Annotated in this window: 13 protein-coding genes; 1 reads left to right on the top strand and 12 read right to left on the bottom strand. The window is 60.6% G+C overall.

What is annotated here, in order from left to right; translation table 11 throughout:
• Positions 1–22: 22 nt before the first annotated feature.
• The 10 genes from miaB to J2X43_RS08870 all read right to left on the bottom strand — a co-directional run bounded on the left by miaB (position 23) and on the right by J2X43_RS08870 (position 7928).
• Positions 23–1435, bottom strand: a complete 1413-nt coding sequence (miaB, locus tag J2X43_RS08915; protein ID WP_310293309.1) for a tRNA (N6-isopentenyl adenosine(37)-C2)-methylthiotransferase MiaB — start codon at positions 1433–1435, stop codon at positions 23–25.
• A gap of 49 nt (positions 1436–1484) precedes the next feature.
• Positions 1485–2282, bottom strand: a complete 798-nt coding sequence (locus J2X43_RS08910; protein WP_310293773.1) for a lysophospholipid acyltransferase family protein — start codon at positions 2280–2282, stop codon at positions 1485–1487.
• 30 nt (positions 2283–2312) lie between these two features.
• Entirely contained in the window at positions 2313–2741 is a 429-nt protein-coding gene (locus tag J2X43_RS08905; protein ID WP_112385248.1) for a Fur family transcriptional regulator, read from the bottom strand.
• Positions 2742–2779: 38 nt separating this feature from the next.
• Positions 2780–3274 (bottom strand): GNAT family N-acetyltransferase, encoded by a 495-nt coding sequence (locus tag J2X43_RS08900; protein ID WP_112385391.1) that lies wholly within the window; start codon positions 3272–3274, stop codon positions 2780–2782.
• A 2-nt stretch (positions 3275–3276) separates the two neighbouring features.
• On the bottom strand, positions 3277–3936 hold the full coding sequence (tsaB, locus tag J2X43_RS08895; RefSeq protein WP_310293306.1) for a tRNA (adenosine(37)-N6)-threonylcarbamoyltransferase complex dimerization subunit type 1 TsaB: 660 nt from the start codon (positions 3934–3936) through the stop codon (positions 3277–3279).
• A 99-nt stretch (positions 3937–4035) separates the two neighbouring features.
• Positions 4036–4602, bottom strand: a complete 567-nt coding sequence (locus J2X43_RS08890; RefSeq protein WP_112385392.1) for a NifU family protein — start codon at positions 4600–4602, stop codon at positions 4036–4038.
• Positions 4603–4715: 113 nt separating this feature from the next.
• The gene (locus J2X43_RS08885) at positions 4716–5207 is read right to left on the bottom strand and encodes a universal stress protein (protein WP_112385250.1); all 492 of its coding nucleotides are present in this window, start codon (positions 5205–5207) and stop codon (positions 4716–4718) included.
• A gap of 83 nt (positions 5208–5290) precedes the next feature.
• A complete protein-coding gene (locus tag J2X43_RS08880; RefSeq protein ID WP_310293305.1) occupies positions 5291–6250 on the bottom strand; it encodes a hypothetical protein in 960 nt (319 codons plus the stop codon).
• 120 nt (positions 6251–6370) lie between these two features.
• A complete protein-coding gene (gene trpS, locus J2X43_RS08875; RefSeq protein WP_112385252.1) occupies positions 6371–7435 on the bottom strand; it encodes a tryptophan--tRNA ligase in 1065 nt (354 codons plus the stop codon).
• A 91-nt stretch (positions 7436–7526) separates the two neighbouring features.
• Positions 7527–7928 (bottom strand): VOC family protein, encoded by a 402-nt coding sequence (locus J2X43_RS08870; protein ID WP_310293303.1) that lies wholly within the window; start codon positions 7926–7928, stop codon positions 7527–7529.
• 332 nt (positions 7929–8260) lie between these two features.
• Here J2X43_RS08870 and J2X43_RS08865 point away from each other — a divergent pair, with 332 nt between their 5' ends.
• Complete coding sequence (locus tag J2X43_RS08865; RefSeq protein ID WP_310293301.1) at positions 8261–8689, top strand: D-Ala-D-Ala carboxypeptidase family metallohydrolase; 429 nt, start codon at positions 8261–8263, stop codon at positions 8687–8689.
• A 3-nt stretch (positions 8690–8692) separates the two neighbouring features.
• On the opposite strand, the gene murJ is transcribed toward J2X43_RS08865, so the two are convergent.
• Both murJ and J2X43_RS08855 read right to left on the bottom strand, forming a co-directional pair.
• Positions 8693–10273 carry a murein biosynthesis integral membrane protein MurJ gene (murJ, locus tag J2X43_RS08860; RefSeq protein WP_310293299.1) on the bottom strand — a complete coding sequence of 527 codons (1581 nt, stop codon included), beginning with the start codon at positions 10271–10273 and terminating at the stop codon, positions 8693–8695.
• Complete coding sequence (locus J2X43_RS08855) at positions 10270–13161, bottom strand: [protein-PII] uridylyltransferase (protein WP_310293296.1); 2892 nt, start codon at positions 13159–13161, stop codon at positions 10270–10272. Before J2X43_RS08855 ends, murJ begins: the two co-directional genes overlap by 4 nt.
• Between the last annotated feature and the right edge of the window lie 47 nt (positions 13162–13208).

Genomic DNA, 13208 nt, shown 5'->3' with positions numbered 1-13208 from the left:
GGTCGAGCTCCTTTGTTGAACCTCAGCCCTCTGCAAATTCGGCAAACAGGCTGTTCGTTCCAGTTCCGGTGATTCGCACTTTAATAATGTCACCGATTTGCGATGCTTTTGCATCAACATTCACTGACTGAAGCCAGGGAGAACGCCCAATAAGCTGTCCTTCCATGCGACCGGGCTTTTCCAGCAACAGATCGATCGTTTTCCCGATACAGGATTCGGCAAATTCCTGCTGCTGCTTCAGGAGAAGCGCCTGCAGGCGTTCGAGCCTTTCTGCCTTGACCTCTTCGGGCACTTGATCCTTCAAGTCCGCGCCGGGCGTGCCCGGCCGTGTCGAATATTTGAAGGAGAAAGCCTGCGCATAGCGCACGTCCTCCACTAGCTTGAGTGTATCCTCAAAATCGCGATCTGTCTCCCCCGGGAAGCCGACGATGAAATCGCCCGATAGGGCTATGTCGGGGCGGGCGGCGCGGATGCGCTCGATCAGCGCCAGATATTCGGCAGCGGTATGACGGCGGTTCATCGCCTTCAGAATACGGTCCGATCCCGCCTGCACCGGCAGATGCAGATAGGGCATCAGAGCCCTGAGGTGGCGATGCGCGGCGATCAGCCGGTCGTCCATGTCGCGTGGATGGCTGGTGGTGTAGCGCAGCCGCGCGAGGCCAGGAATTTCAGCAAGCCGGTAGAGCAGGTCGCCGAGCGTCCACTCTTCGCCGTTCGCGCCCGTGCCGTGCCAGGCATTGACGTTCTGGCCGAGCAGCGTGATTTCGCGCACGCCGGCTTCCACAAGCTGTCTTGCTTCATCGACGATCTGCGAAACCGGGCGCGACACTTCCGAGCCGCGCGTATAGGGCACGACACAGAACGTACAGAACTTGTCGCAGCCTTCCTGTACGGTCAGGAAAGCCGTCACGCCCCGCGAGCGGATTTTTTTGGCCTCGGCAATCGGCAGGTGCTCGAATTTGTCTTCGAGCGCATATTCCGTATCAACGATCCGCTGGCCTTCCTTGGCCTTGCGCAGTGCTTCCGGCAGACGGTGATAGGTCTGCGGGCCAATGACCACATCGACGGCGGGCGCCCGGCGCAGGATTTCCTCGCCTTCGGCCTGGGCAACGCAACCGGCAACGCCGATCATCATCTCCTTGCCCTTGGCAGCCTTTTTCTTTTTCATTTCGCGCAGGCGGCCAAGGGCGGAATAAACCTTCTCCGCCGCCTTCTCGCGGATATGACAGGTGTTGAGCAGGACGAGGTCGGCCTCTTCCATATCCTCGGTCGGCTCGTAGCCGTCGCGGGCCAGAGCGTCGCTCATCCGCGTCGAGTCATAGACGTTCATCTGACAGCCGTAGGTCTTGATGAAGACCTTGCGGCTGTTGCTGCCATCACGGAGGCTCTCGCTCGGGAGTTCCGGGGCCTGAAGAAGGGCGCTGTCTTGGGTCATGGCGGGCTATTTAGTGGTTTTTTGCCCGCTAGAAAATCGAAATCTTGCGTCAGTTGATCTCGCGTCCGCGCAGGCTGCTGTTCAGCATCGCGCGGATGCGCCGCGCGATGGTCGAACTCACGTCTTTGCGGTTCGAATCTGCGCGGTAATCGACGGGCTCGCCGAAGCGAACCTCGACATCGATGGCGCCGTTTTTCACGACGTCCATGAAATGCGGCATCAGCTCCACGTCGCCGGGCCAACCCGCGAGCGGGCGATGATAGCGGCCGAGTGCGACGCCGTGCACCTTGGTATAGGCGATTGCCACAGGCTGAACGAAGACCGAACCGTTGGGCGAATGCGGAACCGCCATGGCGGCCGCGCCGAAGAGAGACGATTTCACTTCCAGCAGGCGGTTGCCATCTGATGTCGTGCCCTCGGGAAACAGCACGACGATCTCGCCATCGGCCATGCGTCCGGCAATCTCGTTGGCCTGGTTGCCGGTGCTGCGCTTTTCCTCGCGGACGATGAAGACGCTCTTTTGCAGCCTCGCAAGCTGTCCGAAGATTGGCCAGCTGCGCACCTCGGATTTGGCGATGAAGGCAACGTCGGCGACTGACGACATCACCATGATATCCATCCAGGATGCATGGTTGGCGCAGAGCATCAGCGGCCGTCGCCGTTCCAGGCTGCCGTGAACATGGACCCGGATGCCGAGTGCGTGACAGGCAATCCTGTGCCAGAACCGGGGAAGGGTGCGGCGCAGCTTCCAGTCAAAGTAAAGCGCGAGCAGCTGGAACGGCATCAGCAGCAGGCTCGCCAGCGCCACGACGATCGCGGCATAGACAATGCGCAGCCAGACCATCAGCGGGCACTTCCTGCGGCTGCGGTCATAGGATCAGCGTTCGTCTTTCTTCAGCGGTATGCCGTAGAGCTCCAGCCGGTGATCGACCAGCTTGAAGCCATGCTCGCGGGCGATGCGTTCCTGCAACGCCTCGATCTCCGGCGAGCGGAACTCAATGACGACGCCATTCTTCAGGTCGATCAGGTGATCGTGATGCTCTTCCGGTACCGTCTCGTAGCGCGAGCGGCCGTCGCGAAAATCGTGGCGGGCAATGATGCCTGCATCTTCGAACAGTTTGACGGTGCGGTAGACGGTCGAGATCGAGATTTTCGCATCGACCTTCACGGAGCGGCGATAGAGTTCCTCGACATCGGGATGGTCTTCCGATTCCTCGAGAATGCGTGCAATCACGCGGCGCTGCTCGGTCATCCGCATGCCGCGTTCGGCGCAAAGCTCCTCAAGGGTCTTGGCTACGTCGGTCATTGGCGGCCTTCACAAGAGATTCCAGTTCCAAGAGGGAACTAGCGAAGAACGCGCTTCATGACAAGCGCCGTGGAAACCGCACCCTTGTCGTCCTTGTAATAGCCCCGGCGTTCGCCAACCTGCTCGAAGCCAAGCTTGCGGTAAAGACCGAGTGCCGGCACGTTCCCCGCATCGACTTCCAGGAACAGGCTTTCACCACCCCGCGCATGCGCTTCACGCATCGCCGCCTGCATCAGCCGCCAGCCGAGGCCGGAGCGCGCGGCCTTCGTCTGCACCGCGACCGTCAGGATTTCCGCCTCGCCTGCCACCTGCCGGGCAAGAACGAAACCGGGCAGAGGCTTCTTGAGGAAAGCGTTGGTCTGGCGCGCGACGAAACCGAAGACATTGTCCTGGCTGAGCAGGCTGTGAAACTCGCCGTCGCCCCAGGGGCGGGCAAATCGTTCGCCGTGGAGCACCGCAACCCCATGGCAGTCGTCGCTGTCCATCGCGACAATCTCGAATTCCGGCTTAAGCGACAGATAGGCTTCCAGCATCGTTATACTCGCGCAATCGCAAACCCCGCCTGTGGCTTGGCGTCGGGTCCACGCAGATAAAGGGGCTTCGGCTTTCCGGAAGACGGATCAGCGGCAGCACCGAGGCGCGCCACGATGGAAATGGGAAATGCGTTGACATAGTCCCCAGTCAGTTCGGGCCGCAGCAGCGGCGCGGCCGAGCCGGTGATTTCGCCGTCGAAAGACGATGCGAAAGCGATGGCTTCCCCGACCGGCAAGGCGCGCGGATCATCGAGAGGCTCGCCTTCGGCCGAAAAACTCTGGAGGTAGATTTCGTCGCGCTTGGCATCCATGGCGGCAAGGACCGCTCGGCCGGGCGTCTTCAGCCTTTGTGCCGCTGCCATGGTTTCCAGCGTCGTGACGCCGACCGTCGGGATGCCGAGTGCGAGGGCGAAACCGCGGGCGGCAGCCACGCCCACTCGAATGCCTGTGAAGGAGCCGGGGCCGATCGTCACGGCGATGCGTTCGACCATCGCGAGCTTCTTGCCGGCCTGCGACAATGCGCGGTCGACGATGCCCATCAGATGCTCTGCATGCCCCTTGCCAATCATCTCCGATGCCTCCCCAAGCACCGTCTCACTACCGCTGTCAAAAACAGCGGCAGCGCAATCCACACCTGCCGTGTCGAGCGCCAGAATTATCATGCCATCAATTTCCGAATAAATTCTTCCGCGCGCAGAATAAATTCATCCGGCCGTGCTGCAATAGCCCGGTCGGGTGAATCGATGCGCAAATACTGTTGTTTAGGCCGCGACGACTTCCTGCACTTCGGGAACGAAGTGGCGAAGCAAGTTCTGAACGCCATGCTTCAGCGTTGCGGTAGAGGAGGGGCAACCGGCGCAGGAGCCCTTCATGTTGAGATAGACCTTGCCGTCCTTGAAGCCGCGGAAGGTGATGTCGCCACCGTCCTGGGCCACAGCCGGACGCACACGTGTGTCCAGCAGTTCCTTGATGGTGAGGACGATCGACTCGTCGCCTGCATCGAAAAACTCGTCGCCGGCATCCGCATCCTCGGAAAGGATCGATGCATCGCCCATGACAGGCTTGCCCGACATGAAATGTTCCATGATCGAGCCGAGGATCGCCGGCTTCAGGTGCTGCCATTCGGCATTGTCCTTGGAGACGGAAATGAAGTCGTAACCGAAATAGACGCCTGTCACGCCCGGGATTTCGAAGAGGCGCGCGGCGAGCGGTGAAGCCTGCGCTTCGTCTGCGCTGCGGAATTCGGCCGTGCCGTTCTCCATCACCACCTTGCCCGGCAGGAACTTCTGCGTGGCGGGGTTCGGGGTGGCTTCGGTCTGAATGAACATTTCGCTCTCCATGCGGCCAAGCCGTCGCTCGGGGCCGTCTTTAGAATTCTTCAAAAGAAAATAGGCTGTTTGGCCGCGCCATTCAAGAGATAATGACTCCAGAATTGCCCTTCTCAGGCGAGCGCGTCCAACTCTTCGTTCGTCAGCGTATCGGGAAGCACGGTGACGGGGATCGGAAAAGCCGCACCCTTGCCGGCAACCGAGGAGACCAGGGGTCCTGGTCCCTCTTTCGCCGAACTTGCCGCGAGCACCAGGATAGCAATATCTCGGTCTTCTTCGATCGCCAGATTGATCTGCTCGGCAGCACTGCCTTCGCGGATGACGATTTCCGGTTCGATGCCGATCGTCTCGCGCACAACCTGCGCCGATTTGGCGACCACGGCTTCCGCCTCTTCGCGCGCTTCCGCACGCATGATCTCCTCGACCCCCAGCCACTGCTGGAAATCGCCTTCAGGAATCACGTAGACGAGGACGAGGCCGCCGTTGGAATTCTTGGCACGCCGGCCGGCATAGTGAACGGCGCGCTGGCATTCGGGTGTACCGTCAATGACCGCCATGAACTTGCGGCGATGACCTTCAAGACGGGAGAGTCGCTTTGATACCATGGCGCGGACTCTGACACCCTAACCCGAAAATTTGCAAGCCCCTCCTACGAGGGCAAGCCCTTCCGGACGGATTCGCTCGGCACCTAGAGCTTGCTGATCCTGGGGAGCCAGGCCGGCGGATCGTCGGCATGCAAAGCGAGGATCGGCTGCGATGCGATCGCGAAGCGGGCTTCCTTCCACGTCTCGAAACGTGAAGCGCCTTCACCTGCAATGCCATCGTTCTTTTTTGACCAGAGATCGAACAAGGCGCTGCCCATGCGGTCGCCGAATTTGCGGGCGAAGTCTTCGGCCTGGGGAACGAAACCGGCAACCTTCAGTCCGCTGGTGCGCGCGGAGGCGATGTAGAGGCCGAGAAGGCGCTCGATGACAAACGGCCGCATGCTCGTGTTCTTGTCGCGCGCATAATTGCCGTGGCCGATATAGGCCAGACCTGCCTGCCTGCCGGCGGCGGCCTCTTGCTCGAGGGCGTAGAGAATAGCCTCGCAATAGGAGAAGTAGCCTCTCCAGAAGCGGTCGTTTGCCACGAAATAATTGCAGAAGAAGAATGTATCGGGCCCCTGCGGCTCGCCGACCGGGTAACCGGTTGCGGCCAGGTAATCGAAGATCTTGTCCATGCCGACATGGCCGGTCGCGATACCCTGATCCCAGGCGCTGAGAAAGATCGCGGCGTTGGCGAGCATCGGATTGTAGGCATAGCAGTCGAAACCGGCGCGTTGCGCTTCGCTCGCCTGCGATACGAAATGGGAAAATGGCGTGGCAGCCTTCAACGCGAACTTGCTGGAGACAAGGCCCCAGAAGGCGGAAGGGTCGAACCCGATGGCTCTATGGTGATCGTAGAGCGTCCGGAACAGCTCGTATTCGCGCGTCGCGGCCTCGGTATTGAACGATATGTCGAGCGGCACAGCCTGCGGATCCAGCGAGGCGAGCTGCTGATCGTTCAGATAGGGCTGGTATACGAGGCATCCGTTCCCGGCGACCTTGGCCCTCAGCAGTTCGACGTCCGGCAAATGCGCCGCACCTGGAGTGGAGGCAGACGGGGTCATGGATGTTCCTTGCAGCGCGCCAGCGTTGGATGATCGTCCGGACTGTCCGGACAATGCTGGAAATCCATGGCAGGCAAAGCTTGAGCCGGGCTGACAACGCCCGGCTCGAACAATGTTTGCCTAGTAAAGAAATCCGATGATGTCGCGGACGTCCTTCATCGTGGCTTCGGCACGGGCGCGGGCGCGCTCGCCGCCGTTGCGCAGGATCGCGTCGATATGGGTCGTGTCGTCCATCAGCCGGCGCATCTCGCCGGTGATCGGCGCGAGAACCTGCACCGACAGATCGATGAGGGCTGGCTTGAAGACCGAGAACTGCTGACCACCGAATTCGGCAAGAACTTCCGCCTTCGTCTTGTCGGCGAGCGCGGCATAGATGCCGACGAGATTGTCGGCTTCCGGGCGGCCCTTAAGCCCCTCGATTTCGCTCGGCAAGCCATCGGGATCGGTCTTTGCCTTGCGGATCTTCTTGGAGATCGCCTCTTCGTCGTCCATCAAATTGATGCGCGACAGGTCGGACGGATCGGATTTCGACATTTTCTTCGTGCCGTCGCGCAGCGACATGACCCGCGGCGCCGGACCATCGATCAGCGGCTCGACCATCGGGAAATAGGCGTGAACAGGCTCGTTGCCGACCACGATATCGGTGCCATGACCGGCCCGGCGGATGTGATCCTGATAATCCAGATTGAACTTCATGGCGATGTCGCGCGCCAGCTCCAGATGCTGCTTCTGGTCGTCGCCAACAGGCACGTGGGTGCCGCGATAGACGAGAATGTCGGCTGCCATCAGGCTCGGATAGGCAAGCAGGCCAAGCGAGGCATTCTCGCGGTCCTTGCCAGCCTTGTCCTTGAACTGCGTCATGCGGTTCATCCAGCCGATACGGGCAACGCAATTGAAGACCCAGGCAAGCTCGGCATGTTGCGGCACGGCGGACTGATTGAAGACGATATGCTTTTCTGGATCGATGCCGGCGGCGATAAAGGCCGCAGCGATCGAACGGATCTGGCCGCGCAGATCCTCGTGGACCAGCTGCGCGGTGATCGAATGCAGGTCGACGACGCAATAGATGCAGTCATTGCCGTCCTGCAGCGCCACGAACTTGCGGATCGCGCCGAGATAATTGCCGAGATGAAGATTGCCGGTCGGCTGAACGCCGGAGAATACGAGCTTCTTGAATTCGCCCATGATGATGTCCTCGATTAGGCTGGTGGAGGGCCCCAGGGCACGACGCCCATGTTGCTAACGGGCGCGCTTATGCACGCGTCAAACGCGGCAATCAAGAGCCTGCTGGTGCGGCGTGTTGGATGAGGTCGAAGGTGTTGCCGTAGGGATCCGAAAACACGGCGACGGTGCCGTAAATCTCGTGCCGCGGCTCCTCTAGAAAGCGAACGCCGGATGCAGTCATTCCCGCATGGTCGCGCGCGAAATCGTCGGTCTTCAGGAAGAAGCCGACGCGCCCTCCGGTCTGATTGCCGATCGCGGTCTTCTGCTGCTCGTCCGCGGCCTGCGCAAGCAGGAAGGCCGCACCTTCGCCGCCGCGCGGCTTGACCACGACCCAGCGCTTGCCGTCCGGCATCGCCTCATCCTGCAGGCAGTCGAAGCCGAGCGAACCACAATAGAAAGCCTTTGCGCGATCATAGTCATCGACAACAAGCGTGACGAGAAACAGCGACTGCATGGGTCCGGGCTCCTGATTCAAGGCATTTCAACGGGATGAAGGCTCCCTTCTTAAACTTTTTTCAGCCGCCGAGCCGCATTTTTTGCGCGCAGAAAGCGATTTCGGATGGGCTATGCGCGCAACGGGCAAAGCCTTGATTCCGTTTTGGCTGTCAGGAGTATTTTATACTCATTTATAGCTATGTTGAAAATGTTAATATCCTATAAATGAGGTATTTTCACATTTTCAATCGGTAGAAAATTTCACAAAATGGTCACAATTGAAACCAACGTTCCTGGCGCCATCCGGCCGGGCGCTGCCCTTTCAGCCCGGCCCTTTCCGGAGGGACGTCGATGCACACCATTCTATCCCTGGCGCTCGCCAGTCTTTTCGCCGTGTCTTGTTGCTTGAATGCCAATGCCCAGACCGCCAAGAAGCCATCCGTCAGGCTGCTCAAGAATGCCGTCACATCCGCCTACACGGTGCAGACCGTCAGCGTCCGTGTCGGCTGCTTTCCGCCGCGCCTGAGAGGAATTCTTGCCCATATCGCCGCCAAGACCGGCAGGCGCCCGATGGTCACATCGGGTTTCCGGCCGCATTCCGGCCGGTCGCACTCTCAGCACCGGCATTGCAATGCTGCCGATATCCGCGTGCCCGGCGTTTCCGAGCGGGTGGTTATTGCAGCCGCTCAGAGCGCACCGGGCATCGGTGGTATCGGCCGCTACTGCAACGGCATCGTCCATGTCGATACCGGGCCGAAGCGGCGATGGACCTACTGTTGAGCCTCAGCCTTCAGTGGAAGGTGCCGGCTTGCGGTTGAGGTTGCGGCGGATCATGCCGAGATCGGCGCCGCCGATCAGGAATGCCGTGGCGAAATAAACGATCATCGAGATCCCAATCAGCAGTCCCAGCGTGCCGATCTTGGTTGTCAGATGAGCGCTTGAGGCCAGCCACGGCTCCCAGCGATGCTGCAGATAGATGATGACGCCACCCATGACGGCGGCCGAGACCACGAGCAGCGCCGCGCGCCGCGCCAGCGCCCATTCCCACGCGAGGTGGCCGCGCCGAATAAGAGTGGTGAACAGCAACACCGTGCTGATCCAGCCCGCCGTCGCCTCGGCAACGGCGATGCCGGGGGCGCCAAGATGCGGGAACAGCGTCAGCGCCGTTGCGCAGTTGACGCCGACGGCAACAGCTGAAAACCGCATAGGCGTCTTGGTGTCCTCGCGGGCATAGAAGCCCGGCTGCAAGGCCTTGATGAGCACGAAAGCCGGAAGGCCGATACCGTAGATTGCCAGGATCGAGCCGACGATAGCAGTGTTTTCCTGGTGGAACGCGCCACGCTGGTAGAGCACGCGGATGATCTCGTCGGAGAGAATCCAGAGGGCGAAGGCAGCCGGGATCGTCAGGAACAGCACGAATTCGATCGAGCGGTTCTGCAGGTTGCCAGCTTCGCGCAGATTACCGCCCTTGAGCGCGCGCGCCAGTTCCGGAAGCAGGACGACGCCGACCGCAACGCCGACGACACCGAGCGGCAGCTGATAGATACGGTCGGCATATTGAAGCGCTGCAATCGCACCTTCGCGCGATGAGGCGATCGCCTGGCCGATCATCTGGTTGATCTGAGTGATACCGCCGGTGACGGCTGCGGGAACCGCGAGGATCAGCAGCCGCTTGACGTTGGGCGTCATGCGCGGACGGCGCAGGCCTATACTCATGCCGGCATGGAGGACGCCGATATAGACGACGGCGAGCTGCAGGATACCCGCCGCCAGAACGCCCCAGGAAAGATACCAGGCCGTCTGCAGTGGCTCGGAGCCCGTGTAGAGCGCATAAAACAGCGCGCCGATCATGACGACGTTGAGGAAAACAGGTGCAACCGCGGCGGCAAAGAAGTGATGCAGCGAATTCAGCATCCCGCTCATCATCGCCGTCAGCGACATGCACATCAGATACGGGAACATCACAGCCGCCATGCGCACGGTGATCGAAAACTTGTCCGGATCGTCGGTAAAGCCAGGCGCGATGATGAAGCGCACCAGAAGCGGCATGCAGAGCTCCATCACGATGGTGATGAGCAGCAGTACCGAGAAGAGTACGCCGAAGACTTCTTCCGAAAAACGCTTGGCGCCATCGGTACCGTTTGCCTCGATTTCCTTGGCAAACAGTGGCACGAAGGCGGCATTGAATGCGCCCTCGGCAAACAGCCGTCGGAAGAGGTTCGGAAAGCGGAAGGCGGCGTAGAACACGTCGGCCATCGGCCCGGTGCCGAGGGCGGCGGCCATCAGCGTTTCGCGGGCAAAACCGAAGATACGGCTGCCGAGGGTGGCGCCGCCGACGGTGGCAAATTTCTTGACGAGGCTCATGCGGGCGAACCGGCTTTCTTGTCGTTCGGCTGTGAAGTCCTGGTGGCGGCAGGCGCGATGATGCCCGAAGGCATGCGCTCGCGCAGTTCGTCCTCTTCACCCGCCATGACGGCTTTCAGCCGGGCGGTGATATTGGAGCGCTTGCTGTCGCTGGTGATCTTCTGACCTACGAGGTCTGTGACGTAGAAGGTATCGATCACCTTCTCGCCGAATGTTGTGATGCGGGCGGATTGAATGTCGAGTGACAGATCGGACAGCACGGCGGTGATTTCCGACAGCAGACCGGCGCGGTCGAGGCATTCGACCTCGATGACGGTGAACTTGTTCGACAGGTTGTTGGTGATGTTGACCGACGGCGGAATGACGAAGGCCTTGCTCTTCTTGCGGTTCTTGGTGCGTGTCGCGATGACTTCAGGCAGCCGCTTGCGGCCCGAAAGCACATCCTCGATCATCCGGCCGATCGTTGCTGCACGGCGAAGCTCGTCTTCGTCATTGGGAAATTCGCGGCTGACATGGATCGTGTCGAGCGCGCGTCCGTCCGATGTCGTGAAGATCTGCGCATCGACGATATTCGCTCCGGCCGCTGCGCAGGCGCCGGCAATGACGGCAAGCAGGCGCGGATGGTCCGGTGACAGCACGGTGATCTCGGTGATCGCATGGAAACTGTCGGTCCGAACGGTGGTCGCCAGCGCCTGACCGGCCTTGTCGGTCTGGCGGATGAAATGCGCGTGGCGCACCTGGTCTTCCAGCGGAACCGAAAGCAGGTAGGGCTGGTAGTGCAGCTTCGTGTAGGTCTTGCGGTCCTTCTGCGTCCAGTCGGAGAGCGCGTTGAACAAGGCTTCGGCGGCGAAACTGGCGCGCTCCTTGCGCGACACTTCAGAGAAGCCGCCGGCAAGCAGCAGTTCGGTTTCGTAATAGAGCGTGCGCAGCAGCTGGCCCTTCCAGCCGTTCCAGACACCGGGGCCGACGGCGCGGATATCGCAGATCGTCAGGATCAGCAGCATCTTCAACCGTTCCAGAGACTGCACGCGATCGGCAAAATCGGTGATCGTCTTGCGGTCCGTCAGGTCGCGGGTCTGGGCGACCATCGACATCGTCAGATGTTCCTCGATCAGCCATACCACTGTCTCGGTCTGCTTTTGCGACAGGCCAAAGCGCGTGCAGAGCTTGCGGGCAACACGGGCGCCGGCAATCGAATGATCTTCCTGACGGCCCTTGGCGATATCATGCAGCAGCACCGCGACATAGAGCGAGTCGCGGTCCTCGATCCCGGGCATCAGCTTGTTGGAAAGCGGGTGCAGTTCCTCGGCCTTGCCTTTGTCGATTTCCGAGAGAACATCGACGCTGCGGATCAGATGCTCGTCCACCGTATAGTGGTGATACATGTTGAACTGCATCATCGCGACGATCTTGCCGAACTCGGGAATGAAGCGGCCAAGCACGCCTGCCTCGTTCATCCGCCGCAGGATCAGGGCCGGATCGCGGTGTGAGGTCAGGATCGACAGGAAAAGCCGGTTCGCATCCTCGTTGTCGCGCAGATCGTTGTCGATCAGGCCGAGCGAGCGGCTGACCCGCTTCAGGGCATCGGGATGGAATTCCAGTCCATTCAGATCGGCCACATGGAAGAGCCGGATGATGGCGACAGGGTCACGCTTGAAGACCTCAGGATCGGCAAGCGTAATACGGCCGCGATCCTCGACGAATTCGGCACTTCCGGCGATCTTGCGGGTCCGGTGTGTGAAGCGGCTCAGCACGCCACTCAGTCCCGGGGTCGACTTTGCTTGCTGGTCTTCGAGCGCGGCGCAGAGAATGCGCGTCAGATCACCAACATCCTTGGCCACCAGAAAGTAGTGCTTCATGAAGCGCTCGACGGCCGAAAGGCCAGGGCGCGGCTGATAACCCAGCGCTTCGGCAATCTCGCGCTGGATGTCGAAGGAAAGCCGCTCTTCCGCCTTGTTGGTCAGGAAGTGCATATGGCAGCGCACGGCCCAGAGGAAATCCTCGGCGCGCATCAAGAGCCGGTATTCCTGCTTCGAGAGAACGCCGAGCTTGATGAGCTCGGCGGGATCGCGGACGTGATAATAGTATTTCGAAATCCAGAACAGCGTGTGCAGGTCGCGAAGACCGCCTTTGCCTTCCTTGACGTTGGGTTCGACGAGATAGCGCGTGTCGCCCGCCTTGCGGTGGCGCTCGTCGCGCTCGGCAAGCTTGGCGGCAATGAATTCCGGGCCGGTGCCGGTGACGATTTCCTTGTCGAAGCGTGCTTCGAGATCGGTCTCCAGCGATTGGAGGCCGCAGATATAGCGCATTTCGAGGATCGCCGTGCGTATGGTCATGTCGGATTTCGACAGCGCGATACATTCTTCGACGGTGCGGGTCGCGTGGCCGACTTTGAAGCCCATGTCCCAGAGGATGTAGAGCATGAACTCCACGGCCTTGTGGGTCTCCTCGCCCGGCTTCGGCAGGAAGAGGAACAGAAGGTCGATATCGGAGCCCGGCGCCAGCGTGTCGCGGCCATAGCCGCCGACCGCGGTCACCGCGAACTTGTCCTTCTGCTTCGGAAACACGTGGGTGATCGCGAAATTGTAGAGGACCGCGATGATCTGGTCCTGAAGCCAGGAGATGCGGTAAGCGCAATTCAGTCCGCTGCCGTCTTCCGAAAGCAGTGTCCGGGCTTTCTGGCGGCCCTCTGTGCTCGCTTTCTTGAGAAGCGCCAGAAGGTCGGAGCGCAGTAGATCCGGCCGGTTCCTGTTGGCCTCGGCGACGGCGTCGCACTGGCTCTGCAGGTAGGCGGTATCAAGAATGCTGGAAAAGTCGATGTCTTGCTTCGCCATGCTCTGTTCGCGCGGCGCGGCTTGATCGTTCTGCGCCTCTCGTTTCGTCTGCATGCGCTATAGCCTCTCTGCCCGGCGAATGACACCGGCTTCATACCTCA

This window comes from Rhizobium sp. BE258 (assembly GCF_031457345.1).
Taxonomy (GTDB): domain Bacteria; phylum Pseudomonadota; class Alphaproteobacteria; order Rhizobiales; family Rhizobiaceae; genus Rhizobium.
Note: the sequence above shows the minus strand (reverse complement) of the source record. Positions and strands in the feature narration are given on the sequence as shown.

What these genes read in the sequence shown, in the direction of transcription:
- miaB (WP_310293309.1), bottom strand. Translation starts at nt 1,435, where the DNA reads ATGACCCAAGACAGCGCCCTTCTTCAGGCCCCGGAACTCCCGAGCGAG.
- J2X43_RS08905 (WP_112385248.1), bottom strand. Translation starts at nt 2,741, where the DNA reads ATGACCGACGTAGCCAAGACCCTTGAGGAGCTTTGCGCCGAACGCGGC.
- J2X43_RS08900 (WP_112385391.1), bottom strand. Translation starts at nt 3,274, where the DNA reads ATGCTGGAAGCCTATCTGTCGCTTAAGCCGGAATTCGAGATTGTCGCG.
- tsaB (WP_310293306.1), bottom strand. Translation starts at nt 3,936, where the DNA reads ATGATAATTCTGGCGCTCGACACGGCAGGTGTGGATTGCGCTGCCGCT.
- J2X43_RS08890 (WP_112385392.1), bottom strand. Translation starts at nt 4,602, where the DNA reads ATGTTCATTCAGACCGAAGCCACCCCGAACCCCGCCACGCAGAAGTTC.
- J2X43_RS08885 (WP_112385250.1), bottom strand. Translation starts at nt 5,207, where the DNA reads ATGGTATCAAAGCGACTCTCCCGTCTTGAAGGTCATCGCCGCAAGTTC.
- J2X43_RS08880 (WP_310293305.1), bottom strand. Translation starts at nt 6,250, where the DNA reads ATGACCCCGTCTGCCTCCACTCCAGGTGCGGCGCATTTGCCGGACGTC.
- trpS (WP_112385252.1), bottom strand. Translation starts at nt 7,435, where the DNA reads ATGGGCGAATTCAAGAAGCTCGTATTCTCCGGCGTTCAGCCGACCGGC.
- J2X43_RS08870 (WP_310293303.1), bottom strand. Translation starts at nt 7,928, where the DNA reads ATGCAGTCGCTGTTTCTCGTCACGCTTGTTGTCGATGACTATGATCGC.
- J2X43_RS08865 (WP_310293301.1), top strand. Translation starts at nt 8,261, where the DNA reads ATGCACACCATTCTATCCCTGGCGCTCGCCAGTCTTTTCGCCGTGTCT.
- murJ (WP_310293299.1), bottom strand. Translation starts at nt 10,273, where the DNA reads ATGAGCCTCGTCAAGAAATTTGCCACCGTCGGCGGCGCCACCCTCGGC.
- J2X43_RS08855 (WP_310293296.1), bottom strand. Translation starts at nt 13,161, where the DNA reads ATGCAGACGAAACGAGAGGCGCAGAACGATCAAGCCGCGCCGCGCGAA.